The sequence below is a fragment of the Halorubrum xinjiangense genome (genome assembly GCF_049604745.1).
Lineage (GTDB): Archaea > Halobacteriota > Halobacteria > Halobacteriales > Haloferacaceae > Halorubrum > Halorubrum xinjiangense_A.
On record NZ_CP187140.1, the window covers coordinates 265,976 to 289,030 of the forward strand.

22 protein-coding genes are annotated in these 23,055 nt (G+C 70.6%); 6 read left to right on the forward strand and 16 right to left on the reverse strand.

Translation table 11 applies throughout. From position 1 onward, the window contains the following. Window positions 1–63: 63 nt before the first annotated feature. Both ACOZ35_RS02220 and ACOZ35_RS02225 read right to left on the reverse strand, forming a co-directional pair. Entirely contained in the window at window positions 64–738 is a 675-nt protein-coding gene (locus ACOZ35_RS02220; RefSeq protein ID WP_424014858.1) for a metalloprotease, read from the reverse strand. Next, entirely contained in the window at window positions 735–2,510 is a 1,776-nt protein-coding gene (locus tag ACOZ35_RS02225; protein ID WP_424014859.1) for a TraB/GumN family protein, read from the reverse strand. The genes ACOZ35_RS02220 and ACOZ35_RS02225 overlap by 4 nt, the downstream gene beginning before the upstream one ends. A 127-nt stretch (window positions 2,511–2,637) precedes the next feature. Here ACOZ35_RS02225 and ACOZ35_RS02230 point away from each other — a divergent pair, with 127 nt between their 5' ends. The 3 genes from ACOZ35_RS02230 to ACOZ35_RS02240 all read left to right on the forward strand — a co-directional run bounded on the left by ACOZ35_RS02230 (window position 2,638) and on the right by ACOZ35_RS02240 (window position 4,465). Further along, window positions 2,638–3,363 (forward strand): ArsR/SmtB family transcription factor, encoded by a 726-nt coding sequence (locus ACOZ35_RS02230; protein WP_424014860.1) that lies wholly within the window; start codon window positions 2,638–2,640, stop codon window positions 3,361–3,363. Window positions 3,364–3,430: 67 nt separating this feature from the next. Then, the gene (locus tag ACOZ35_RS02235; RefSeq protein ID WP_424014861.1) at window positions 3,431–3,898 is read left to right on the forward strand and encodes a bifunctional nuclease family protein; all 468 of its coding nucleotides are present in this window, start codon (window positions 3,431–3,433) and stop codon (window positions 3,896–3,898) included. 84 nt (window positions 3,899–3,982) lie between these two features. Then, window positions 3,983–4,465: an acyl-CoA thioesterase gene (locus ACOZ35_RS02240; RefSeq protein WP_424014862.1), complete on the forward strand. Its 483-nt coding sequence runs from the start codon at window positions 3,983–3,985 to the stop codon at window positions 4,463–4,465. 43 nt (window positions 4,466–4,508) lie between these two features. Here ACOZ35_RS02240 and ACOZ35_RS02245 read toward each other — a convergent pair whose 3' ends face one another. The 14 genes from ACOZ35_RS02245 to glpA form a co-directional block, all read right to left on the reverse strand. Then, on the reverse strand, window positions 4,509–5,024 hold the full coding sequence (locus ACOZ35_RS02245) for a GIY-YIG nuclease family protein (protein ID WP_424014863.1): 516 nt from the start codon (window positions 5,022–5,024) through the stop codon (window positions 4,509–4,511). A 37-nt stretch (window positions 5,025–5,061) separates the two neighbouring features. Then, window positions 5,062–5,505, reverse strand: coding sequence for a DUF393 domain-containing protein (locus ACOZ35_RS02250; protein WP_424014864.1), 444 nt, complete (start codon window positions 5,503–5,505; stop codon window positions 5,062–5,064). A 79-nt stretch (window positions 5,506–5,584) separates the two neighbouring features. After that, window positions 5,585–5,869: a DUF7545 family protein gene (locus ACOZ35_RS02255; protein ID WP_096393320.1), complete on the reverse strand. Its 285-nt coding sequence runs from the start codon at window positions 5,867–5,869 to the stop codon at window positions 5,585–5,587. Window positions 5,870–5,954: 85 nt separating this feature from the next. Then, entirely contained in the window at window positions 5,955–7,013 is a 1,059-nt protein-coding gene (locus tag ACOZ35_RS02260) for a metal ABC transporter permease (protein WP_424014865.1), read from the reverse strand. Next, window positions 7,013–7,753: a metal ABC transporter ATP-binding protein gene (locus ACOZ35_RS02265; protein ID WP_424014866.1), complete on the reverse strand. Its 741-nt coding sequence runs from the start codon at window positions 7,751–7,753 to the stop codon at window positions 7,013–7,015. Before ACOZ35_RS02265 ends, ACOZ35_RS02260 begins: the two co-directional genes overlap by 1 nt. A 106-nt stretch (window positions 7,754–7,859) precedes the next feature. Next, window positions 7,860–8,894: a metal ABC transporter substrate-binding protein gene (locus tag ACOZ35_RS02270; protein WP_424014867.1), complete on the reverse strand. Its 1,035-nt coding sequence runs from the start codon at window positions 8,892–8,894 to the stop codon at window positions 7,860–7,862. A 137-nt stretch (window positions 8,895–9,031) separates the two neighbouring features. Continuing rightward, a complete protein-coding gene (locus tag ACOZ35_RS02275; protein ID WP_424014868.1) occupies window positions 9,032–9,517 on the reverse strand; it encodes a YbaK/EbsC family protein in 486 nt (161 codons plus the stop codon). Window positions 9,518–9,613: 96 nt separating this feature from the next. Beyond that, complete coding sequence (locus tag ACOZ35_RS02280) at window positions 9,614–10,339, reverse strand: ribosome assembly factor SBDS (protein ID WP_424014869.1); 726 nt, start codon at window positions 10,337–10,339, stop codon at window positions 9,614–9,616. 98 nt (window positions 10,340–10,437) lie between these two features. After that, entirely contained in the window at window positions 10,438–10,638 is a 201-nt protein-coding gene (locus ACOZ35_RS02285) for a DUF7576 family protein (protein WP_424014870.1), read from the reverse strand. A gap of 104 nt (window positions 10,639–10,742) precedes the next feature. Next, entirely contained in the window at window positions 10,743–12,149 is a 1,407-nt protein-coding gene (locus tag ACOZ35_RS02290) for an ASPIC/UnbV domain-containing protein (RefSeq protein ID WP_424014871.1), read from the reverse strand. A gap of 81 nt (window positions 12,150–12,230) precedes the next feature. After that, entirely contained in the window at window positions 12,231–13,292 is a 1,062-nt protein-coding gene (locus ACOZ35_RS02295) for a hypothetical protein (protein ID WP_424014872.1), read from the reverse strand. Between the two features lie 155 nt (window positions 13,293–13,447). After that, window positions 13,448–15,037, reverse strand: a complete 1,590-nt coding sequence (locus ACOZ35_RS02300; RefSeq protein WP_424014873.1) for an anaerobic glycerol-3-phosphate dehydrogenase subunit C — start codon at window positions 15,035–15,037, stop codon at window positions 13,448–13,450. Further along, complete coding sequence (gene glpB / locus ACOZ35_RS02305; protein ID WP_424014874.1) at window positions 15,034–16,413, reverse strand: glycerol-3-phosphate dehydrogenase subunit GlpB; 1,380 nt, start codon at window positions 16,411–16,413, stop codon at window positions 15,034–15,036. The genes ACOZ35_RS02300 and glpB overlap by 4 nt, the downstream gene beginning before the upstream one ends. After that, a complete protein-coding gene (gene glpA, locus ACOZ35_RS02310; protein WP_424014875.1) occupies window positions 16,413–18,152 on the reverse strand; it encodes an anaerobic glycerol-3-phosphate dehydrogenase subunit GlpA in 1,740 nt (579 codons plus the stop codon). Before glpA ends, glpB begins: the two co-directional genes overlap by 1 nt. Before the next feature lie 380 nt (window positions 18,153–18,532). Between glpA and glpK the strand changes: the two genes are divergently transcribed. The 3 genes from glpK to ACOZ35_RS02325 all read left to right on the forward strand — a co-directional run bounded on the left by glpK (window position 18,533) and on the right by ACOZ35_RS02325 (window position 22,686). Continuing rightward, window positions 18,533–20,074: a glycerol kinase GlpK gene (gene glpK, locus ACOZ35_RS02315; RefSeq protein ID WP_424014876.1), complete on the forward strand. Its 1,542-nt coding sequence runs from the start codon at window positions 18,533–18,535 to the stop codon at window positions 20,072–20,074. Beyond that, window positions 20,075–21,211, forward strand: coding sequence for a hypothetical protein (locus ACOZ35_RS02320; RefSeq protein WP_424014877.1), 1,137 nt, complete (start codon window positions 20,075–20,077; stop codon window positions 21,209–21,211). A 302-nt stretch (window positions 21,212–21,513) separates the two neighbouring features. Then, window positions 21,514–22,686, forward strand: a complete 1,173-nt coding sequence (locus ACOZ35_RS02325; RefSeq protein ID WP_424014878.1) for a Cdc6/Cdc18 family protein — start codon at window positions 21,514–21,516, stop codon at window positions 22,684–22,686. Window positions 22,687–23,055: the final 369 nt, after the last annotated feature.

Sequence of the window (23,055 nt, forward strand, 5' to 3'; positions counted from 1 at the left end):
GGGAGCGGTCGCCGGAGAGAGCGGCGGGCGATCAGAGCGGCGGGCGATCAGAGCGGCGGGCGATCAGAACGGCCCGCCGAACCCGAGCCCGACGACGAAGACGAGCCCGAAGGCGAGCAGCACGGACGGGACGAAGACGGCCGCCCAGACCGGCTTGCTCCACCCCATCACCGTCTTGCCGTCGAGCGGGCCGTACGGGACGAGGTTGAACGCCGCGAGGAACGCGTTGATCGCGATGCCGCGCGCGCCGAGGATGATGACAATCTCGCTGCCGAGGATTCCGCCGAGCGCGTACAGCGGGAAGAAGACGACCATCAGCCCGAGGTTCACGGCGGGGCCGGCGAGCGCGATGTGGCCGTGTTCGCGGGGGGTCAGCCTCCCGCGGTGGTGGACGGCGCCGGGGGCGGCAAAGATGAACCCCAACAGGGAGCTCATCACGGCCAAAAACAGCATGCTGTTGTCCGCGCGGAACTCCGCGACTTGGTCGTAGTGAACCGCGACGACCTTGTGCGCGACCTCGTGGAGCAGGAAGGCGACCCCAGCGGTCGAGAGGGCAACGAACAGCGGCGGGACCACGCCCGCCGCGAGTATCCGGCTGATCCCGCCCGAGCCGCCGACGAAGAACAGCATGAACGCCACGCCGAGCGCGAGCCAGGCGACGAGGAGGTCGCGGATCTCGGTCCCGCTGAAGTAGAGGCCCGCGATCCGCCGCCCGGAGACCGCGCTGCCGCCGCTCATGCGATCCCCCCTACGGCGCCGCGCACGAGGTCGGCGCCGTTGAGCGCGCCCTCGACGAGCAGCCGGCCGACGTCATCGACGCCGCCGACCTCGGCCCCGAACATCGCCGGGATGACGTACGCCGCGAAGAGGAAGCTCGCGACGATGCTCCCGACGTTCGTCATCGCGACGACGACGATGAGTCGGAACAGCGGCACGTCTAACATCGCGGAGACGAGCTCCCCGGCCGACCGCGTCTCGTCGCCGAGCAGGTCGTTGAGCGCCCCGATGTCGGCGACGTTCACCGTCAGACTCCGGAGCTCCACGTAGCCGGTAAACCAGCCGGGAGCGAGCAGCGGGTTGATCGAGGTCATCCACGCGACGGCGCCGCCGACGGCGGCCGAGAGCCAGCGCGCGCCGGCGACCTTCGCGAACGCGAACGCGAAGACGCCGTTGATCAGGAACCACGCGCCGAACAGCCGGAGCAGGAACGCGTTGCCCGCGCCGCCCAGCGCCAGCAGGAGGAAGAAGCCGACGAACCCAACCGTGATCGCGTAGCCGATCGCCTTCTTCCACGGGAGCCCGCGGCCCGACTCCTGGCCGACCAGATCCTCCATCGGCGGGAGCGTCGCGGGATTCCTGAGATACCCCTCGATCCCCGCACGGTGGCCGGCGCCGACGACGGCGACCACGTCGTGGCCGGCCTCGCGGAGCGCGACCAGCCGGTGGGCGATGAACGCGTCGCGCTCGTCGATGAGCGCCTCCGCGCCGCCCGGGGAGAACTGGCGGAACTCCTCCATCATCATCGTCACCACGTCCGTGTCGGTGAGGTCCGCCTCGTCGAGCTCCTCGATCCCGCCGGTCTCGGCGTCGACCTCGCCGCTCGCGAACGCGCCGACCGCGACCGCGAGGACGGCGCCGAAGACCAAGCCGAGGCCGATACCGATCCCGAAGCCGCCGATCGCCGTCACGGGGAAGCCGCCGAGGTACGTCGAGACGATCCCGTTCGCGACGCCCGTGATCCCGGCGGCGATGCCGGCGGCCAGCCCGGTGCCGACCGCGGCGTAGAGCCGCTGGTCCGGCGAGAGCGCGACCGTTCCGATCTGGTCAACGACGATGCCGACGACGAGCGCGACGAGGACGCCCGCGGCGACGCTCGTCAGCACGGCGGTCGTGATCCCGACGGCGCCGCCGAAGAGGCCGATCGCCGGGCCGGCGAGGAGGCCGACCATGAGCCCGCCGATAACGCCGGCGACCCGCGGGTCGCTGACGCCGAACGCGAGCCCGCCGACGAGCCGGAGCTTTTCGGTAACCGTCATGCGAGCCCAGAAGCGCTGGATCGTCGTCTGGATGTCGCGGTCGACGAGGGCGACGTCGATGCCGAGGGACTCGGCGAGGTCGACGGCGGCCTTCATGTCCGCCCCCGGCTCGATGTCGAACCGCTCGCCGAGCTGGGTCTGGACGTACGAGAGCATCCAGTACGCGAGGAACTGGAACACGGTGTTCCCCTTGAGCAGGTCGCCGGCGTCGAGGTCGTCGGGAGTCTCGCCGTTGAGCTGGCGGTAGCGCCCCTCGTCGAGCTCGACGGCGACGACGTCGGGGCGCTCCCGCTCTATCGTCTCCTCGACCTCGTCGACGGAGCGCTCCGACACGTGCGCGGTCCCGACGACCGTGACCCTCCCCTCGCCGGCCGCGTCGCTGCGCGGCGCGCCGTCGAGGTCGCCGCCGTCGGCCCGCGGGGATGGGTCGGTCGACGGGGGTGCCTCGTCGCTCCCCCGTGACGGCTCTGTCATCACCCATCGTACTCGGTCACCGCGTTTAGGGTTTGTGAGTCGGTGGCTGGTCCGGGCCGCGGCCCGACGGTCCGAGCGTTCCCGCTGATCCAACAAATTTGTATTCTCACGCGTCTCACGTGTTCGTATGTCCCGGCTGTTGCCCTCCCTGCCGGACGCGACCCCCGAGGAGCGCGAGCCCCGGGTCGTCGGCGTCGACGACGACGAGGCCGACGACCTCATCGCCGCCCTCGGCTCCGAGACGGCGCGGGCCATCCTCTCGACGCTCCACGACCGGACGGCCACCAAGTCCGAGCTCGCCGACGAGGTCGACACCTCGCTCCAGAACGTCCAGTACCACCTCTCCCGGCTCGACGAGGCCGATCTGGTCGACGTCGTCGACACCGCCTACTCCGAGAAGGGCCGCGAGATGGACGTGTACGCCGCCGCCGACGAGCCGCTCGTGCTGTTCTCGGGCGGCTCCGAGGAGTCGACCGGGATCAAGACCGCGCTGATGCGCCTGCTCGGCGGCTACGGACTGATCGGTCTCGCGGCGGTCGCGGTCCAGCGCCTCCTCGCGGTCGGCTCGCTCGGCGGATCGAGCGGCTACGCGGGCGCGTCCGGCGGCGGCGACGCGGGGACGGCCACCGCCGATGGCGGCGACGGGAGCGCGGACGGCGCTGACGGCCCCACGGTAGAGAGCGTCCCCGACCAAGACACCGCCGCCGAGAGCGCGGACGGCGCCATCGAGCTCGTCGGCGACCCGCTTGCGGAGTACGCCGTCTCGCTCGTCGAGCCCGGGATCGTCTTCTTCGTCGGCGCCGCGGTCGTGTTCACGCTCGCGTGGGCGTACTGGTACCGCGCGTCGAACTGACGAGATCGAGGATGCCCGGCGGTCGCGCGTGGGACAGCTATTCAAGCCGCCGCCACCACGTTCGCGTATGGAACACGAAGCCGAGGTCGTCGGTGTCGGCGCGGGCTCGGCGCCAAGCGGCGACGTGCCGGCGGTGATCCTCTCCGCGCGCGGCGAGTACGTCCCCATATTCGTCAGCGGTGACCAGGCTCACTCGATCGGCATGGCGTTGGAAGGCGAACCGTTCGACCGACCGCTCACGCACGACCTCCTCGTCGACATCCTCACGGAGTTCGGGGGCGCCATCGACCGCGTCCGCGTCGACGACCTCCACGACGGCACCTTCTACGCGAAGGTCGACGCCGAGCGCTACGACGACGGCGAGCCGGAGCGGTTCGTCTTCGACGCCCGCCCCTCGGACGCGCTCGCGCTCGCGGTGCGCGTCGACTGTCCGATCGTCGTGACCGACGAGGTGATTGACGAGGCGGGCCGATCGCGGGACTCACTCCGCTTCGGCGACGACGACCCCTCCGAGGACCCCTCTGGGGAGCGCTGAGAGGCCGCTTCGGTGCCGGCTTCGCTTCCCGCGGCGCCGCCGGCGAAGCCCGCCGTTCAAGTCGCCGGCCCTCCCACGACGGGCATGGACGAGACGGCCACGCTCGCCTCTTCGCACACCGAGATGACGGAGATGCTGCTCCCGAACGACACGAACAACCTCGGCCGCGCGCTCGGGGGCGCCGTGTTGCACTGGATGGACATCTGCGGCGCCATCGCCGGCATGCGCTTTTCGAACCGACAGGTGGTCACCGCCTCGATGGATCACGTCGACTTCATCGCGCCCATCGAGATGGGCGAGGTCGCCATCATCGAGGGGTACGTGTTCAACACCGGCCGGACGAGCGTCGACGTGAAGGTCGATGTGCGCGCCGAGAACCCCCGCACGGACGAGACGCGGCGGACGACCACCTCCTACTTCACGTTCGTCGCGCTCGACGACGACGGCCGCCCGACGCCGGTCCCCGACCTGGAGTGTCCGACCGAAGACGAGGAAGTCCTCCGCGAGGACGCCATGAGCGGCCGGGAGGAGCAGTTACGGCAGGTCGTCGAGCGCTACGACCTCTAGATCCGGCGCGGTCCGGACGGCGGCGGACGCGACCCGGACGGCCTCACTCCGCTGAGCCCGCGACGACTTCGACTGTCGCGTCCGAGTCGTCGGTCTCAGCGACCGCCGCCTCGTGCGCCGCCAGCGCGCGCTCCGCGAGGGCGTCGAGCACCTCGTCGATGTCGCCGCCGCGCTCTCGCGCGCGCTCGTCCCGGCCCCCGTTCGCGAGGTGGCTCGGACAGCCGCAGTCGGAGGCGCCGAACCCGTCTATCGGGCCGGCCGGCAGGCGCTCGGCGACCGCGCACTCGACGTCGACGCCGACGCTGCGCACGACGCGGTCGATCCGCGCGGCCGGGTGGCCGAGCAGGTAGTCGACATGCCAGTGGCGGACGTCGTGGTCGCCGCGCGCGGTCCGGCGGTGTCTGTCCACCCGGGAGAACCCGCCGGCACCGAGCGCGCTCCCGGTATACGCGTACGCGCCGGCCGGGAGGCGGTGCTCGCCGAGCGCGCCCGCAGACAGCGTCGCGTCGTCCGCGAGGGCGACGACGAGGGTGTAGCTGCCGCCGCTGGCGTCGCTCATCGGTCGATCACCGTCCGAACGGCGTTCGCGACCGCGCTCACGACAGCGCGGCCGGTGCCTCGGCGGCGGCCGACCGGAGCGATCCCACCAGATCGTTCGCCTCGTCGTCGAGGCGGTAGGTGTCGTGGAAGTCGGCCGGGTCGCGGTCGCGACCGGAGAGCGTCCCGACGACGTCGGCGATACGGTCGTAGTTGTCGCGGACGAGCCCCCCGACGATCCCGGGGGTGCCCGCGCGCTCCGCCAGCTCCTCGGCGGCGGACCGGCCGGCGTACACGCGACGCTTCGCGGGGTCGACGAACACCATCGCGAACGGGCGGGAGCCGAACTGCGCGTCGAGGAACGGCCCGACGGGGTCGGCCTCCCACGGGACCGCGACGACGCCGTCGAGACGGCGGAGCGCCACCGCCGCGACCGAGCAGTACGGGCAGTCGCCGTCGAAGATCAACACCGGCGCGTCCCCGCTATCCGGGTCGGTAGGCATGCGAGAATATAGGGTCTCGACCGGCTTAAGCGGCCGGTCGGCGGCTAGCGAGTCGGCGAAAAAGAGGGCTCGAACCCGCTCAGTGCGAGTGGCCGAGCGCCTCTTCGAGCGGCTGCCCGAAGCGCTCCTCGAACAGCTCCGCGGCCGTCTCCTCCATCTCCGCGATGTCCTCGGGCACGTCGCCCTCGCTGTGGTGGACGATAACGTGCGCCTGCTGTGCCATCGCCTGGACGATCACGTCGGAGACGACGGCGGTCGCGGGCTCGCCCTGCTCGCTGAGCACGTCGACGAGGCCGGCGGGCAGTTCGAACGACTCTTCGTCACCGTCGGGACCGGTGATCGTGTAGGTCTCGGTGTCTCCCATACCCCTGAGTCGCGACCGCGACATAAGGGTCTGTGGAAACCGGACGCAACGGCGCCCGCGCGTTCGAACGCGCGAGCGTCCAGCGTCACCCGTGCGTCGAAATCGCCGTCACGGAGGACCCCGAGCCGACGACGCTCGCGAGGTACACCGCGATGGCCGTGACGACGATCGACCCCCCCGACGGGAGGCCGAACCCGATCGAGACCGCGAAGCCGCCGAGCACCGACAGCTGCCCGAAGATCACGCCGAGGTACATCGTCTCGCGGAAGCTCCGGGCGACCTGCGAGGCGGCCGCGACGGGGACGACGAGCATCGCGGCGACGAGGATGACGCCGAGCACCTGCATCGCGCCGACGACGACGACCGCGGTCAGCACGACGAGCAGGGTGTTGTAGCCGGTGACGTTCAGCCGGGCGACCCGCGCGGCCTGCTCGTCGAAGGTGATGAAGAGGAGCTGCTTGTACGTCAGCGCCACGCCGGCGACGACGATCAGGGAGAGCGCCCCCATCAGGCGCGCGCCCTCCGGCGTGACCACCGCGAGGTTCCCGAACAGGAACCCCTCGACGTTGACGCCGGTGAGCCCGTCGCCGTAGCTGATGATCAGCGTGCCGACCGCGAAGCTCCCGCTGAGCATGATCGCGATGGGCACGTCGCCGTACGCGTCGGTGCGCTCGGTGAGCCACTGGACCGCGAGCGCGCCGAGAACCCCGACCGCGAGCGCGACGAGCAGCAGCGACCCGTTCCACCCGGTCGAGGAGGTGACGAGGATGCCGAGGGCGACGCCGGCGAACGCGGTGTGCGCGAGCGTCTCGCCGATCAGCGCCATCTCGCGGTGGACGAGGAAGGAGCCGACGAGCGGGGCGACCACCCCGACGAGCACGCCGACCGCCATCGACTGCCACATGATCGGGTGCCGGAACACGTTCGTGCCGAACGCGGCGTCCATCCCCCGGCCCAGCGAGCGGAACGCGGCGTACAGCTCGCTCGCGACCGGCAGGTCCTGCGCCCAGTAGAGCAGGAGGAACCCGAGCATGCCGACCGCGACGATGGCCGTGATTCCGATTCCGACGAGTTCCGCCGTTCGGCGGCGGCCCCGCTCGGGCTCCGCGCGGCGTCCGGTCTCAGTGCCCGATTCTCCGCTCATCAGTGGTGGTGGTGGACGACCTGCCCCGTCGTGCCGTACGCCGCCGCGAGGGCGTCGCTCTCGACGAACGACTCGGTGTCCCCGTGGTGGTACAGCTCGGTGTTGATGCAGGCGATGCGGTCAGCGCGGTCGGTGACGACGCCGATGTCGTGCTCGATGAGGATGACCGTGATCCCGTCGTCGTTGAGGTCGTCGAGGAGGGCGTAGAAGGCGTCGCGCGACTCGGCGTCGACGCCGACCGTCGGCTCGTCGAGCGCGAGCAGGTCCGCGTCGCTCGCGAGGGCCCGCGCGATGTACGCCCGCTGCTTCTGCCCGCCGGACAGCTCCGAGACGAGCCGGTCGGTCAGGTCGCCGATGCCGACCGTCTCGATCGCGTCCGCGACGGCGGCGCGGTCGGCCTCCGAGAGGCGCCCCCGTCCGGCGTGCGCGAATCGGCCCATGGTGACGCACTCGCGGACGGTGACCGGCATCGCGCCGCCGCGGCTCGTCGCCTTCTGGGAGACGTAGCCGATCCGGCCGCCGTCGTCGAACTCGTCGATCGGGCGCCCGAACAGTTCGACCGACCCCTCGTCGGCCTCGTGGAGGCCGAGCATGAGGTGGAGGAGGGTGGTCTTCCCGGAGCCGTTCGGGCCAACGAGCCCAAGGAAGTCACCCTCTTCGACGGTGAGGGAGACGTCTCTCACGGCGACGGTGTCGCCGTAGGCGAACGTCACGCCGTCGAGGTCGACGATTGCGCTCACTGCGTGTGTCCGGTGTGGGTCGGCCGCACGTTTAGCTCTTTTAGTCCGGCGGCGTCGGCGCCGTCTCCGGAGGCGCCGAGCGCGGCCAGCCCGAGGTCGGATCGGCTCACTGCGCGTCGAACGCCCGCTCGAAGGCGGGGACGTTGATCTCGGTCATCTGTTCGAGGTAGCCGTACCCGGCGTCGTTCCACTCCTGCGTCGTCCCGCCGGCGGGCGTGACGGGGACCGCCTCGGTGGCGTCGCTGTTCTCGACGATCGACTCGGCGAGCCTGGGCGACTGGAAGCGGTCGTACAGCACGACGTCGATCCCCTCCGTGTCGACGAGGTCGATCGTGTCGGCGATCTCCGACTGCGTCGGCTCGTTCTGCGGCGAGACGCCGACCGGCGAGTGGAGCCGGAACCCGTAGCGCGCCTCCAGGTACTGGAAGGAGTTGTGGCCCGCGAGCACCGCCACGTCGCGCGCGGCCTCGTCGGCGATCGACTGGAAGGCGGCGTCGACCGCGTCGAGCTCCTCGGCGTAGGCGTCGGCGTTCGCGGCGTACGCGTCGGCGTTGTCCGGGTCCGCCTCGCCCAGCCCCGTCGCGATGGTGTCGACGATGTCGGCGGCGAACACCGGATCGACCCAGACGTGCGGGTCGTACTGGCGGTCATCGTCCTGTTCCTCGCCCTCCCCGTCGTGGTCGTCGCCCTCGTGTCCTCCGTCCTCCCCGTCGTGGTCCCCTTCCTCGCCGCCGTGCGTGTGGTCCCAGTCGAGGAGGTCGTCCTCCAGCCCGTCGAGCCCGTCGATCACGGCGACGGTGTCGTAGTCGCTCTCCAACGTCTCGGCTAGGTCCTGCGCCCACGAGAACTCCGGGCTGTCGAGGTAGACGAACGCGTCCGTCGCGGCGACGTCCCTCGCGAGGGTCCCGTCCGGCGTCCACCCGTGGCCGAGCTGGCCCACGTCGACCGGATCCTCGAAGCTCGCGCGCTCGCCCGCGACCTCGTTGGCCCAGTCGTTGAGGGTGAAGAAGGCGGCGTACCCGGAATCGAACCCCTCGGACCCGCCGCCCGTGGCACCGGAACAGCCCGCCAGGGACGCCGCGGCTCCCGCGACCGCGAGTCCGGCGCCGCGCCGTAGCACCGACCGCCGTGAGTGAGTCATACCGATCGCTACCACGGATTAACAGAAAAAGGTTATTATTTCACAAGTCAGAATTAATAACTCGGGCGCCGAGAGCGTACCGACTTAACAACTGGGCGGAATGGCCCGGCACAGGACAACGGAGCGACGCCGTGGGGTCACTCGGTGAGGTCGACGACGGTCGCGTCCGCGAGCTCGGCGAGCGTCTCGGGGTCGACCGCGAACACCGCGCTCGGCGTCCCGGCCGCGCCGTAGACGGTGTCGTACTCGGTGAGCGTCGGGTCGAAGACGGTCGGGAGCGCGGCGTCGTGAGCGATCGGCGGGACGCCCCCGATGCTCCAGCCGACGACCTCCCGGATCCGCTCCGGGTCGCCCATCTCGGCGGCGTCCGCGCCGAAGTGGTCGGCGACGGCGTTCAGGTCGAGCCGGTTCGCGCCGCTCGTGATCGCGGCGACGAGCTCACCGTCGCGCTCGCCGCCCGAGAGCGAGACGATGATAGTCGACGCAATGGCGCCCGTCTCGCAGCCGAGGGCGTCGGCCGCGGCGGCCGCAGTCTCCGTGCCCGCCTCGAACTCCAGCACGTCGACGTCGGTGTCGTACCGTTCCCGCGCCCGTTCCGCAAACTCCGCCGCGCGTGGATGCATGCGATCGGACCCGCGGCCCGCCGGTATCAACCTCCCGGAGGCGGTGAAAATGCGGCTGTGGTCGCGGCCGGCTTGGCGGCGGACGATCGGGCGGCCTCAGCGGGTCCGGAGCTCGTCTTTATCCTTGAGCACGCGGGCGTCGCCCTCGCCGGAGGTGACCTCGTTGACGAGGTCGTAGAGGTCGTTCTGGAGCCCGGCCGGGAAGGTGAGCACGCCCACCCACGAGCCGTCGTTCTGCCACTCTTCTCGCTCTAAGTCGCCGAACTCGCGGATCTGCGCCTGCCCGGACCCCGCGTAGTCGGCGGGGAGCTGAACCGCCATCGTCACCTCCTCGAACCGGATCGGGATCACCGGTCGCAGCGCGTCGAGCGCGTCGTCGACCTGGTTCTCCACCGGCTCCATCGGGTCGATCTGGAACCCGGCCTCCTCCAAGGCGCGCTCGATCCGCTCGGGCGGGTGCGGCGAGTCGTCCATCTGCGGGTTCACGGCGTTTCGCGTGATGGTGGTGACGAGCTGGTTGTGCTTCCGCTCTTGCATCTCCGCGCGCTGCTCAGCGGTGATCTGTATCTCCCCGCGCTCGACGACCTCGGGGATGATTTCGAGCGCGTCCGTGGTGCCGAAGACCGTCTCTAAGTCCTCTTCCGCGGGGCGATCCCCTCGCGAGGCGTTCTCGAAGACGTCCTCCGCGGCGATGACCTCCTCGAGATCACCCTCGAACTCCCCGCGCTTCATCGCGAGCGCGGCGTCGGGGTCAATCAAGACCTCAAAGCGCTCCCCGTGTGACTCCAGTCGGGCCGTCACGGCCTCGTCGAGCGATATCATACCGAACGATACCACCCCCGCAGGCAAAAAGCCTCCCGCCGTCGCCGGTCTTGCGTTGAATCGGATTATCGGGCGTCGAGTTCGTGCGTCGCGGCCGATTACTCGGTCGCCGCCGGCCGCTCGTCGTCCCAGTCCTCGCGGCACGACTCCGAACAGAAGTGTCGGTGGACGGCGTCGCTGCCGTCGACCCACGTGACCGTTCGTCGCCCGGTTCCCAGCGCCGGCTCGCCGCACGTCGCGCAGCTCGGCGCGGACTCCTCGTCGACGTCCTCCTCGAGCTCCGAGGTCGGATCCACCATACCTCTTCGTACGCCCGGGGACACTTGAACCCGCGAAGGGCGGCAGTTCTGGCCACGGCTGCGGCCACCGTTCCGGCGGCCCCGTTGCCGGTGCGTCTCGGCCGCTACCGCCGTGTCCGCGCGTCGCGGTCGGTCGCCTTCCGCGACGGGTGTTTGACGGTCAGCTCCCGGTCCGCGTTCGGGACGACGACGGTCCGCTCGCGGCCGTCGGGCCAGCGCACGTCCACGCGCTGCGGCTCCGCGCCACCGAGCCCGAAGTGCGCGACGGGCTCCGTCTGACAGAGGCAGCCGCCGCCCGCGTCGATCGTCCGCCGCTGGACCCCGTCCTTGGTCTCCAAGGTGACGACGGCGCCGCGCGCCGGGGCGCCGTGGCGCGTCGTCGGGCGCACGCGGAGCCAGCCGGCGTCTGGGGCGTCTGGATCGCCGTAGGCCGTCACCGGCTGCGCGGCGACCTCCCCGTGGACGACGAGGAGTTCGAGGGCGCCGTCGCCGTCGAGGTCGGCCGCCACCGCGCCGGTGCCGAACCCGTCCGGCTCCGCGGCCGCGCCGAGGTCCACGGACTCCCACTCCGGGGGCTCGTCGGGGCGGTCCACGCGCTCGAACAGCCGGTTCTCGGCGCCGCAGACGTTGAAGAAGAGCTCCTCGCGCCCGTCGTTGTCGAAGTCCGCGGCGACGACCGTCCGGACCGCCCCGACGTCGCGGAGCGCGTCGGGGGCAACGTCGTCGTAGCCGCCGTCCGGCGAACAACGTAGGAGGCGGCTCGGCGCCGACTCGTTGCCGACCGCGAGCGCGAACGTCCCGCCCTCGTCGACGACCGCGGCGCCGCGCGTGTCGCCGCCGGGGTCCGAGAGGTCGGGCCCGCCGTCGGTCCGCGCGTAGTGGCCGTCGCGGTTGCTGAACAGGCGGTTCGGTCCTCCTTCGACGCCCGCGAACAGGTCGCCCTCGCGGGAGCGGTACGGGACCGCGAGCAGCGACCGGCAACCGCCGTCGACCTCTAGGCCGACCGCCTCGGCCATGTCGGTCACCTCGCCGTCGTCGCCGAGCTCGTAGAACGCGAGCGGGGCGGCGTAGCCGGAGACGGCGACGCCGTAGCGGCCGGTCCCCAGCCGGTCGAGCGCGGCGACCGACCGGCCGGCGCGGACGTCGATGCGGTCGGCGTTCACCTCGCGCGCGAACACGTCGGTCCAGCGGTACCGGTCGGCCTCCAGGCGGCTCAAGAGGAGGTCCGGGTCGCCGCCGTCGACGCCGCGCGCGCAGTTGTGGACGTACACCTCCTCGCAGCCGTCGGCGTCGAGGTCGGCCGCGCACACCCCCATCCCGTGGCGCGTCCCGTCGGCGACGATGCCGCAGGCAGTGTCGGAGAAGCGGTCGTCATCCCGGGCGTACAGCCGGTTCGGCTCGCCGTAGCCAGCGACGAAGACGAGCGGCCCGTCGCGCCCGGGCGTCACCGCCACGCCGTACCCGCGCATCGGGCTCGCGTCGTCGACGAGCGCGGACCGCTCCGTGAACATGGCCGCCCGTCACCGCTCCGAGAATATGAACGCACGGGTTGGATACGGGCGGCGTCGCCCGGGAGGAAATCGACGGTGGCGCTACAGATACCGCTCGATGTACCGGTTGACTCGGGAGACACGGTCCGCGTCGAACGTCCAGAGGCCGCGATAGATGCGGGGCTCCGTCTCGACCGCGAGGAGGCCGACGCCTCCTTCGATCCCCCGCTTTAGGTCGCTTTTCGGGTCGGTCTCAGCCGAGTGTGGCCCCTCCGGGGGGCGATACACCACGAACCAGCTGTCGGTGAAGTCGGGGTCGTCGCCCGCGTGGATCACCGCGTCGAGGTCCGCCGGGAGCTCGTCCGGGACGCCGTAGAGGTGCGTGTCGACGCCGGTGTCGGAAATCCGCTCGTACACCTCGCGCGTGCCGACCTCGTCGTCGATGCGCGAGAGCCGCTGGAACGACGAGCGCAGGATGCCATCCCCGGCCGTCCACGCCACCCGTTCGATGAACCGCGAGATGGTGATGAGCAGCAGCTTCTGTCGGTTCGACTCGGGGTATCCCCGAAGCGTGAACGTCGCGTCGTCGAGGCCGCTTATCACCGACGGGAGGTCGACGTCGCCCAGCGACCGGGTGCCGGTGGTGTACAGGTCGGAGTTGACGAACAACACCGCGTCGCCGAGCTTGTCGAGCGTCGAGCCGGCCACCACCTCGTCGCCCTCCATGAGCAGGGCGAGGTTCTCGATCTCGTCCGGGTCGCCGCCGTCGAACGGGACGTCCTCGTGGCGCCGGAGCACCTCGACGTCGAGCGCCGGGACGGGCTCGCCCTCCCCGTCGAGCACGCCGGTCGTCGCCAGTTCTCGGGCCGTGAGACCCGCGGTTCCGGCCCCATCGGTCAGGCGTCGGTCGTCGGGGGCGTCGTTTCCGCGGCCGTCGTCCGCGCCGTCGTTTCCGCGGCCGTCGTCCGCGCCGTCGTTCCCGCGGCCGTCGTTCCCGCGGCCGTCGCCCGCGCCCTCGACCACGCGACCGTCCACCACCCGTACTGCGTCGTCGCCGAACGTGTCCACGAGCATGTTCAAGACGGGGTCCGGGTCGGTTCGGTTGACGACGACCACGGAGCGCTCGGGTCCGTCGAAGCGATCGAGAAACTGTTCGAGAGTCACGTGCCGCTGAATGAGGTGGTTCGACTCATAAGGATTCTCACGCGGTTATCTGCGTTGAGAACGGGGGGCCGGAACCCGGATACACCATGGCCGCGGGGCGCGCCGGCGAGCACGCCGAGGCCCTGTCCAGCGAGGCCGACGGCAGCCCAGAGCGCCTACGCGCCCAGCGTGTCTTCCAGCAGCTGGAGGGGGTGTTCGATCTCGTACCCCGTGCCGTGTTCCATCTGCATCGCGCAGGTCGGACACTCAGTCATCCCGACATCGCCCTCCGCGTCCTCCATGTGTTCGAACATCTCCGCGCCGATCTCCATCGACTTCTCGTACTTCTCCTCCTTCCAACCGTACGTCCCGGAGATACCGGAACAGGAGTCGCCGACGTCCTCCATCTTCACGCCGTCGACATCGCGGAACGTCTCGACCGCCTGCCGGGAGAGCCCCTGGTTGCGCGCGTGACACGGCGCGTGGTACGCGAACGCGCGCTCGTCGTCGAGCCCGCCGGCCGCGTCGAGCTCGCCCTCCAAGTCCTCGTGGATGCGGAGGTACTCCATCGCCTCGAAGGTGTGCTCGGCGAGGTCCTCGATCCCGTGGAGGTCGAACAGCTCGGGGTACTCCTGCCGGAGCGACATCGAACAGGAGGTACAGGAGGCGATCACGTCGGCCCCCTCGCCGATGGCCTCCACGAGGTTCTCGACGTTCGTCTCGGCGTGGCGCCGGGCGTCCTTCAGCATGCCGTTCGCGAACATCGGGGTGCCCGAACACTTCTGGGGTGGCACCATCACCTCGTAGCCGAAGTGCTCGTAGACGCGCACCATGGCCTTGCCGACCTCGGGGGTGTTGTAGTTGGAGTAGCAGCCGTGGAAGTACGCCACGCGCTTGTCGGGGTTCTCCACCTGCGCGCCGCCGCGCGCCTTCCACCACTCGCGGAACGTCTCCGTGGCGAACTCGGGGAAGTCGCGCTCCTTGGGGATCCCCATCACCTTCTCCATCGCCCACCGCGCGGGCCCGAAGTTCATCGCGAACGACGCCGTCCGCGGGAACATGCTCGCGAGACTTGCCGAGGTGTGATAGTTCGCGAGGATCCGGTTCCGAATGTACTCGACCGAGAGCTTCTCCATCTGCCGCTCGACGAACTGCCCGCGCGCCTCGTTGTGCATCTGCGAGAGCGGCACCGAGGAGGGGCAGGCGTCGTCACAGCGCATGCAGTTCGAACAGGAGGTGATCGACTCGTCGATGTCGTGGTCCTCCTTCCGCTTGAGCCGCCACTGCTCGGGGCCCTGGAACTTCGGCCCGGGGAACTCGTCGTCGACCTCCGCCACCGGACAGGAGGTGTCGCAGCTCGTGCACTTGTAACAGGAGTCGGCCCCCTCGCGGAGGTCGAGGTCGCCGCCGGGGAACACGTCCACGGGGTCGTACGCGTCGGGGTCGAGTTCGGCCGAGTCGGTCCCGCCCGTCGCGCTGTCGGTACTGCTGGAGGCGCTCTCGACGCCGCCGTCGGTGGCCGCGCGGTCGGCGCCGGGGTCAGCGCTACCGCCGCTCGCCGCGTCCGCCTCCGGAATCTCCCCCTCGTCCGGGACGAAGATGGACGGCTGCTCGTCCCGGCCGGCCTCCGGCACGCCCGGGGCCGGTCCGCCGCAGCCGCAGCCTCCGGAGCCGGCGTTCTCTCGGCCCCCGCCGCGACCGTCGCTCGGTTCGCTCGTCCCGTTCGAATCCCCCGCGTCGCCGTCGTCCTCGGTGTGTCGTGTCATTGGTTCGCCTCCGTCGCCGCCTGCCGCCCGGCCACGAGGCCGGTCGCGAGCGACACCCCGCTCGCGGACTTCTCCCGCGCCGCGTCCGCGCCGCCGACGACGCCGCCGGCCGCGAACACGTTCTCGTACTGTACCTCGCCGTCGGCGTCAGTCGGCCGACACCGCTCGTCGGGCCGGACACCGAACCGCGCGTACGGCTGGTCGCCGAACGCGTCGTCGACGAACCACTCGTACCGGTCGTCCGGCTGGTCGACGTGCAGGTCGAAGACGGGCTCGCGGACGCCCTCGCGGTCGGAGTCGAGCCCCTTCCCGACGAGGCCGCCGGTCGCCAGCACGAACGCGTCGGCGCCGTACGGCGCCGTCCGCCCCTTCCGATCGACCGCGACCGCCTCCACCCGCCCGTCGCTCGCGGATTCGACGCCGACCACGGGGTTCCCGGTCTCGAACCGGACGCCCTCGGCGTCGAGCGCGTCGAACAGCCGGTCTTCTAAGCGGAGCCCCGGGAGGCTCGGCGGCCCCATCGGGATCTCGAAGACGTCCGCGCCGAGCCGGTCGGCGAGCTCTTCACGGACCTCGTCGCCCCGGTCGTCGCCGAGGAACGCCGGGAAGCCGACGCGCTCGACGCGGTCGACGCCCCCCTCCCCGTCGACGACGTCGTGGAGGTGCGGCGAGACCGCCTTCGCGAGCGCCTCGCGGGCGGGCGTGCCGTCGATCGCCTCGTCGTGATCGAGCGCCTTCGCGAGCCGAGTAATCTTCGCGTCGGCGCGGAACGCCTCCGCGAACTCGACTTCTGCCCCTGCCACGTCGAACGGGACGCCCGCGGCCTCCAGCCGCCCCGCGAAGGCGCGCGCGTCGTACTCCGTGAGCGACCGGAACCCGACGACGAGCATCGGTCGGTCGTCGCTGGCGAGGCCGGCCTCCGCGGCCGCGGGGTACCGCGCCGTCGGCTTCACCGCGCCGCCGAAGGTGGGCACGAGGGCGTTGCGGTCGGTGTGCCCGCCGCGGTACGCGTCGCCCGCGAGGTCGTCGAACAGGTCGAGGCCCTCGCGGAGCGCGTCGGCGCCGACGACCCGGTAGGGGTGGCTCTCGGGGAGCCGGTCGATCCCCTCGTAGGGGTCCGCGAGCGGCCCCTCCGGGTCGGGCCACTCGTCGGGGTCGAGCTCCCGGCCCGCGGTCGGCGGCCCGTCGCGCAGCGGCTTCGCGGGCTCCGTCGCCGGGACGTAGCCGAGCGCGTCGATCAGCCCGGAGGCCTGCCGCAGCGTGCTCGCCTTGTGGGAGACCAGCCGCACGTCCGCGCCCTCGCGGGCGGCCGACACCGCGGCCGTGATCGCCGCGAGGCCGCCGCCGACCACGAGGACGTCGCTGTTTATCGCCATCAGCGCCCCCCGTCGGTGGCCGCAGTTCCGGTTTCGCCTCCCGAACCCTCGGCGCCGACGGAGTCGCTCTCGGCGCCCGCGTCGAACGCGCCGAAGTCGACCTCGCCGTCGAGGTTCGCCGGGTCGCCGTCGCGGTTCATCGTCGTCGCGTGGAGCATGTGGTTCAACATCGCCTGCGAGAGCTGCTCGCCCCACAGCGCGTGGCGCTGGCCCTTCCAGCGCTCCTGATACAGCTCGTCTTCGGCGTCACGGACGACGGGCTCGGGGTACTCCTCGGCGAGCTCCGCGGCGATCCGGTGCGTACAGAAGCCGCCCTGGCAGTTCCCCATCGAGGCGCGGGTCCGCAGGCGGACCGCGTTGAGGTCTGAGCCGGCCTCGCCGACCGCGTCCTGGATCTCGGCGCGCGTCACGCTCTCGCAGTTGCAGACGATCGGGTTCGGGTCGTACTCGTCGAGCACGTCGTCGGCCCGGGAGCCGAGCCGCTGACCCGACCGCCGGGCGACCGGCGAGCGGAGCCCGAACTCGTCCATCAGTTCCTCCATGCGCGCCTCGCTCTCCGAGCCCGGCAGCGGCGCCTCCGCGGTGTCGCACGTCGCCTCGTAGTCGAGCGTCTCGCAGACGTGGTCGGAGATGGACTCGGCCATCATCCGGTAGGTGGTGAGCTTCCCGCCGACGATGGTCGTCATCCCCGGGAGGTCGTCGCGGTCGCCGTGGTCCAACAGGAAATAGTCCCGCGTGATGTCCGTCGGGTCCTCGGTGCCGGTTCCCGGGGGTTCGTAGAGTGGGCGAACGCCCCAGAAGGAGCGGAGCGTCCGGGCGTCCTCGAGCGCGGGCACGAGCTCCGAGAGCGTCTCGATCATCAGGTCGACCTCCCAGTCCTCCTCAGGGTAGTCCTCGGGGTCGTCGACCTCCTCGTCGGTCGTGCCGAGGATGCAGGCCGTCTCGTGCGGGACGATGATGTCGGCGTCGCCCTTCGGCCGGCAGCGGTTGATCACGGTGTCGACCTGCCGGGTGTTCATCACCGTCATCACGCCCTTCGAGGGGCGCACCTCCACGTCGACGCCGGCCATCTCGCCGACGTTGCCCGCCCACGCGCCGGTCGCGTTGACGACGTGGCGCGCGCGGATCTCCTCGGTCGTCCCGGGCTCGTGATGGACGCGTTTCCCGGGGCCAGTCTCGTGTTCGATCTCGACGCCGACCACCTCGCCGTCCTCGACGAGCACGTCGGTCACCGGGGCGTGGGTCTCGACCCGCGCGCCGTGCTCGCGGGCGTCGGCGGCGTTGGAGACGCAGAGGCGGAACGGGTCGACCGCTCCGTCGGGTAAGGCGATCGCCTTCTCGACGTCGCGCGCGAGGTACGGCTCGCGGCGCCGCGCCTCCTCGCCGTCGATCACCTCGACGGGAATGTCGCACGCCTTACATCCCTCCAGCTTTTCCTGGAAGTACTCCTCGTCGTCCTCCGGTCGCTTGACGAACAGCCCGCCGGTCTCCTCGACGCAGTGGGCCGCGATGTCGCGGAGGACCATGTTCTCCTCGATGCACTCCTTCGCGCTCTTCTGGTCCGAGACCGCGTAGCGGCCCCCGCTGTGGAGGAGGCCGTGCATCCGTCCGGTCGTGCCGTGCGTCAGGTTCCCCTTCTCGACGAGGACCGTATCGAGCCCGCGTCGCGCCAGGTCCCTGACGACGCCGCACCCCGTCGACCCCCCACCGACGACGACGACGTCCACTTGTCTGTCCATGCGAGGCCCTTGGACCACGACCACTTTACTTTACCTCCCGAGGCGCCCTACCCATAACTATCAGGGTCATTCAAGTAGTGTAATCAACGCCGCTGCCGATATAGTTATATACCACACTTTTTGACTCGCGCCGCAGTCCGGATTTCAACAGGAAGATTATTATGGTAGTACATTATGTTCACGACCGGCGTGGTAGCTTCCGTGAAGATATGTCGCGACGGCGTCGATACGCCTCGCGGCCGCCTCGGGTCGGCTCCGGACGGGTCTGACCGATCGGACGCGCGACGCGACGGCGAACGCGGCGCCGGGATCGCTCTCGACGGCGAGGGCGACCCGGTCACCGCCGCGCGCGGACCAGCGCCACAGGAGGGATCCACAACATGACACAGTACGTCGGTGCGATAGACCAGGGGACGACCGGCACCCGATTCATGGTGTTCGACCATGCGGGCCAGGTCGTCGCGAACGCCTACGAACAGCACGAACAGATCTACCCGAACCCGGGCTGGGTCGAACACGACCCGACGGAGATCTGGGAGAACACCCAACAGGTCGTCCTCGACGGCCTCGCGGACGCGGGCCTCGACGCCGACCAGCTCGAAGCGATCGGCATCACCAACCAGCGCGAGACGACGATCGTTTGGGACAAAGACTCCGGCCGACCGGTCCACAACGCCCTCGTGTGGCAGGACCGGCGGACGACCGACCGCGTCGAGGAGCTTCAGGAGGCGGACAAGGTCGAGGAGATCCGCGAGAAGACCGGCCTCGAGGCCGACGCGTACTTCTCCGCGACCAAGACCGAGTGGATCCTCGACAACGCGGAGCCGCTCAAGATGCAGAGCTCCCGCGGCGGCGACCTGCGCGACCGCGCTCGCGCCGGCGAGCTCGTGATGGGCACCATCGACTCGTGGCTCATCTACAACCTGACGGGCAACCACATCACTGACGTCACCAACGCTTCCCGGACGATGCTGTACAACATCCGGGATCTCGAGTGGGACGACGAGCTCTTAGAGGAGTTCGACGTGCCGAAGGAGATGGTTCCCGAGGTACGCCCCTCCTCCGACGAGGACTACTACGGGCACACGGACCCCGACGGCTTCCTCGGCGAGGAGGTCCCCGTCGCGGGCGCGCTGGGCGACCAGCAGGCCGCGCTGTTCGGCCAGACCTGTTTCGACGAGGGCGACGCGAAGAACACCTACGGCACCGGCTCGTTCTACCTGATGAACACGGGGACCGACGCCGTCGAGTCCGACCACGGACTCCTGACGACGATCGGGTTCCAGATGTCCGGCGAGCCCGTCCAGTACGCGCTCGAAGGCTCCATCTTCATCACCGGCGCCGCCATCGAGTGGCTCGAGGACGTCGACCTGATCAACAACGCGGCCCAGACCGCGGAGCTGGCGCGCTCGGTCGACTCGACCGACGGCGTCTACATGGTCCCGGCGTTCACGGGGCTCGGCGCCCCGCACTGGGACGGTCGCGCTCGCGGCACCATCGTCGGGATGACCCGCGGGACGAGCAAGGAGCACATCGTGCGGGCGACGCTCGAGTCGATCGCCTACCAGACCCGCGACATCGCCGAGGCCATGGAGGCCGACTCCGGCGTGGAGACCACGACGCTCCGCGTCGACGGCGGCGCGGTGAAGAACAACTTCCTCTGTCAGCTCCAGTCCGACATCATCCAGACGGACATCGCGCGACCGGAGGTCGACGAGACCACCGCGCTCGGCTCGGCGTACGCCGCCGGGCTCGCGGTCGGCTACTGGGACAACGTCGACGAGCTGCGCGACAACTGGCAGGTCGACCGCGAGTTCAACCCCGAGAAGGGTCAGGCCGAGGTCGACAAGCTGTACAGCCGCTGGGACGACGCGGTCGAGCGCTCGAAGAACTGGGCGATCGACGACGAGGAGGAGGAGTAGATGAACGAGCTTCTGCTCCAGATCCCGGTCCTCGGGATCGAGACCAAGCTGTTCGTCATGCTCCTCATCACCGCGCTCGCCGGCGGCGCGTTTGGGGCCGCGATCGGCGCGCTCCCGGCGTTCATCTTCACCGGGTTCGTCGTCTTCCTCGGTGAGGGTATCGGCATCCTTCAGCGACAGATCGGCGCGGTCGAAGGCATCCCCGCGGGCGAGCTCGCCGCGGGCATCACCGGCGTCATCGGGTTCGGGGCGATCACCGGACCGCACATCGCGTTCGCGGGCGGCGTGGCCGCCTCGGCGTACGCGGGCAAGAAGTACCCCGACATGAACCCCGCCGACGGCGGGTACCACTTCGGGAAGGACATCACGTACGCGTTCGGCACGAAGCCGGACATCCTCGCCGTCGGAGCGATCTTCGGCGTGATCGGGATGCTGTTCACCCGGGTCGCCAACGGCCTCTTCATCAACGTGTTGGAGATGACGCCGCCGACTGACTTCATCGCGGTGTCCGTGTTCGCGACCGCGTTCCTCGCCCGCCCCGTCTTCGGCTACCCGATCGTCGGGAAGCCGGCCGGCGACGGCCTCCTCGACATGTCGCCGTTCGAGCGCGGCGAGGACCACCCGAAGGCCGACAGCGGCGCGGAGGAACACGCCGGTCGCCCGGCGACCGAGCCGTGGCTCCCCCACCAGTACAAGTGGGCCGGGGTCACGACCATCGGCCTCGTCGGCGGTATCCTCGGTGGATACATCTACCTCCAGACGGGGAGCATCTTCCTCGGCTACGGTATCTCGGCGATCAGCCTGCTGTTCCTGAACCTCGGCGTCGAGAAGATCCCGGTGACACACCACATCACCCTGCTCGGCTCCGTCGGCGCCGTCCTCGGCGTCGGCGCGTTCGGGGACATCGGTGCGGTGACGCCGCTCGCGTCGGTCGGTACGAGCGGCGCCGTCGTCGCCCTGCTGGCCGGCGGCGTCCTCGGGGCTCTCAGCGGCCTCGTCGGCGAAGTCACCCAGCGGATGTTCTACTCGCACTCCGGGACCCACGTGGACCCGCCGGCGATGGCCATCGCGATCATGATGCTCATCGTGGGCATCCTCGCCATCCTCGGCATCCTGCCGAACGCCGGGTACCTCTGAGCCCGCTCGCGGGAGCCGACGCCGCGTCGGCTCCCACGTAGCGGCCGGAGACCGTTCCGCGCGTCAATCACCCTCCGACCAAGTCGCCGGATACCAATGAGACCAGCCTGGACACGCGACCGCCGACGCGCTCGGTTCGAGAGCGGCGGCCGTCGCCCGCTCGGCGTCGCCGGCGCTCGCGACCGCACCGTCGCTCGCGACGCCCCCGACGCCCCTGCCGCCGACGGCTGTCCCGACCGGGATCGCCACCGTATCGTTCCCGCTTCGTGCCAGTTTTGTTCGACGACCTCGGAGGGTCGACCGTGAACATCGACGACCGGATCGAGCGACGGCTCGGCTACGACGCCGGCATGAGCGTCCTGGCCGACTTCGAAGCCGTCTCGCCGGTCAAGCACGTTGAGTCGCCGGTCGCCCGCGGCCCGGCGATAGAGCGGCTCCTCGACGTGTTCGAGCCCGCATTCAGCGGGTCGCTCCCCCCGAGCCTCTACGTGTACGGGCCGAAGGGGAGCGGGAAGTCGGCGGTCGTCTCCGCGCTGTTCGACCGGCTGGCGAGCCACAGCGGGCCGCGGCGCGCCATCCAGACGACCACGCGGGCGGTCGAGCCGACGATCCCCGGATTCGTGTACGTCGACGCTCGGAAGGCGTCGACCCGATTCCGGCTGTACCACGCGATGCTGGCCGCGATGAGCGACGACCCCGTCCCGGATCACGGGATCGGGACCGAGGAGCTGGCCGACTCGCTGCGCGACGCGATGCGCACAGGCCCCGACCTCGTCGTCGCGGTCGACCACACGAACGAGACCGAGACGCCGACGGCGGCGACGCTGATCGACTGGCTCACCGACGTGGGCGAGCGGGTTACGCCGGCCTGTCTCGGCCGCGACCCGCCGGACGCGATCGACTGGGAGCCGGCGGCCACCGTCGAGTTCGCGAAGTACCGCCGGCACGTGCTCGTCGAACTGCTGACGAGCCGGTGTTCGACCGGGCTCGGCCGCGACGCGCTCTCTCACGACCAGATCCGCGAGATCGTCGAGTGGGCCGCGGGCGACGCCCACGACGCCCTCGCCGCCGTGATGGGCGCGGCGGTCAACGCGGAGCGGGCGGGCGCGTCGACGGTCCGCTCCGGCGATGTCGACGCCGGCATCGACGGCGTCCCTCGCCCCTGCGTGGCGCTGGGGCGCGTGCTCGCGCTCCCCGAGAGCCGGCAGCGGCTCCTCTACGAGCTCGCCGGGCTCTCGGAGGAGGAGCGGTCGACGGTCGGCGTGGCGACGGAGGCCATCGCGGCGCGCCCGGGCGTCGACCTCTCGGCGTCGACGGTGCGGCGCGTGCTCTACGAGCTGGCCGACGCCGGCCTGCTCGAACGGGTCACCGTCCACCAGAGCGACGGCAAGGGGCGCCCTCCGAGCCGTCTCGTGCCGCTGTTCCCGACGGTCGTCTTCCGCGAGCTGTTCGACCGGCGCGTCCGGACGGGATAGCGGCCACGGAGCCGACCCAACTGGAGAACAGCAGCGATGCGATTTTTTTTAAAAGGCGTACGCGACGCCGACAACGCTTATAAATGGAACCGCGGTGGCGCGTGCCGATGAGCGCCCGTAGGGCGCGAATCGCACGCGCGAGGGACGCCGCGAGCGACCGGAGGGAGCGAGCGGCGAGGCTGGGGAGGCATGAGGTTCGGTTGCGGTGCTGGGCGGGGCGGGACTCAAAGGGGCAGCCGCGAGGCGGGCGTAGACGACGTAAGCACCGCAGGGAGCGAACGAAGTGAGCGACCGAGGAGCGCAACGAGTGTACGCCCGCCTCGCGGCTGGGGCTTTGGAGGTGTTCGTCGCCGATCCGCCAGCAGCCAT

What these genes read in the sequence shown, in the direction of transcription:
- ACOZ35_RS02220 (WP_424014858.1), bottom strand. Translation starts at nt 738, where the DNA reads ATGAGCGGCGGCAGCGCGGTCTCCGGGCGGCGGATCGCGGGCCTCTAC.
- ACOZ35_RS02225 (WP_424014859.1), bottom strand. Translation starts at nt 2,510, where the DNA reads ATGACAGAGCCGTCACGGGGGAGCGACGAGGCACCCCCGTCGACCGAC.
- ACOZ35_RS02230 (WP_424014860.1), top strand. Translation starts at nt 2,638, where the DNA reads ATGTCCCGGCTGTTGCCCTCCCTGCCGGACGCGACCCCCGAGGAGCGC.
- ACOZ35_RS02235 (WP_424014861.1), top strand. Translation starts at nt 3,431, where the DNA reads ATGGAACACGAAGCCGAGGTCGTCGGTGTCGGCGCGGGCTCGGCGCCA.
- ACOZ35_RS02240 (WP_424014862.1), top strand. Translation starts at nt 3,983, where the DNA reads ATGGACGAGACGGCCACGCTCGCCTCTTCGCACACCGAGATGACGGAG.
- ACOZ35_RS02245 (WP_424014863.1), bottom strand. Translation starts at nt 5,024, where the DNA reads ATGAGCGACGCCAGCGGCGGCAGCTACACCCTCGTCGTCGCCCTCGCG.
- ACOZ35_RS02250 (WP_424014864.1), bottom strand. Translation starts at nt 5,505, where the DNA reads ATGCCTACCGACCCGGATAGCGGGGACGCGCCGGTGTTGATCTTCGAC.
- ACOZ35_RS02255 (WP_096393320.1), bottom strand. Translation starts at nt 5,869, where the DNA reads ATGGGAGACACCGAGACCTACACGATCACCGGTCCCGACGGTGACGAA.
- ACOZ35_RS02260 (WP_424014865.1), bottom strand. Translation starts at nt 7,013, where the DNA reads ATGAGCGGAGAATCGGGCACTGAGACCGGACGCCGCGCGGAGCCCGAG.
- ACOZ35_RS02270 (WP_424014867.1), bottom strand. Translation starts at nt 8,894, where the DNA reads ATGACTCACTCACGGCGGTCGGTGCTACGGCGCGGCGCCGGACTCGCG.
- ACOZ35_RS02275 (WP_424014868.1), bottom strand. Translation starts at nt 9,517, where the DNA reads ATGCATCCACGCGCGGCGGAGTTTGCGGAACGGGCGCGGGAACGGTAC.
- ACOZ35_RS02280 (WP_424014869.1), bottom strand. Translation starts at nt 10,339, where the DNA reads ATGATATCGCTCGACGAGGCCGTGACGGCCCGACTGGAGTCACACGGG.
- ACOZ35_RS02285 (WP_424014870.1), bottom strand. Translation starts at nt 10,638, where the DNA reads ATGGTGGATCCGACCTCGGAGCTCGAGGAGGACGTCGACGAGGAGTCC.
- ACOZ35_RS02290 (WP_424014871.1), bottom strand. Translation starts at nt 12,149, where the DNA reads ATGTTCACGGAGCGGTCCGCGCTCGTCGACGACGCGAGCCCGATGCGC.
- ACOZ35_RS02300 (WP_424014873.1), bottom strand. Translation starts at nt 15,037, where the DNA reads ATGACACGACACACCGAGGACGACGGCGACGCGGGGGATTCGAACGGG.
- glpB (WP_424014874.1), bottom strand. Translation starts at nt 16,413, where the DNA reads ATGGCGATAAACAGCGACGTCCTCGTGGTCGGCGGCGGCCTCGCGGCG.
- glpA (WP_424014875.1), bottom strand. Translation starts at nt 18,152, where the DNA reads ATGGACAGACAAGTGGACGTCGTCGTCGTCGGTGGGGGGTCGACGGGG.
- glpK (WP_424014876.1), top strand. Translation starts at nt 18,533, where the DNA reads ATGACACAGTACGTCGGTGCGATAGACCAGGGGACGACCGGCACCCGA.
- ACOZ35_RS02320 (WP_424014877.1), top strand. Translation starts at nt 20,075, where the DNA reads ATGAACGAGCTTCTGCTCCAGATCCCGGTCCTCGGGATCGAGACCAAG.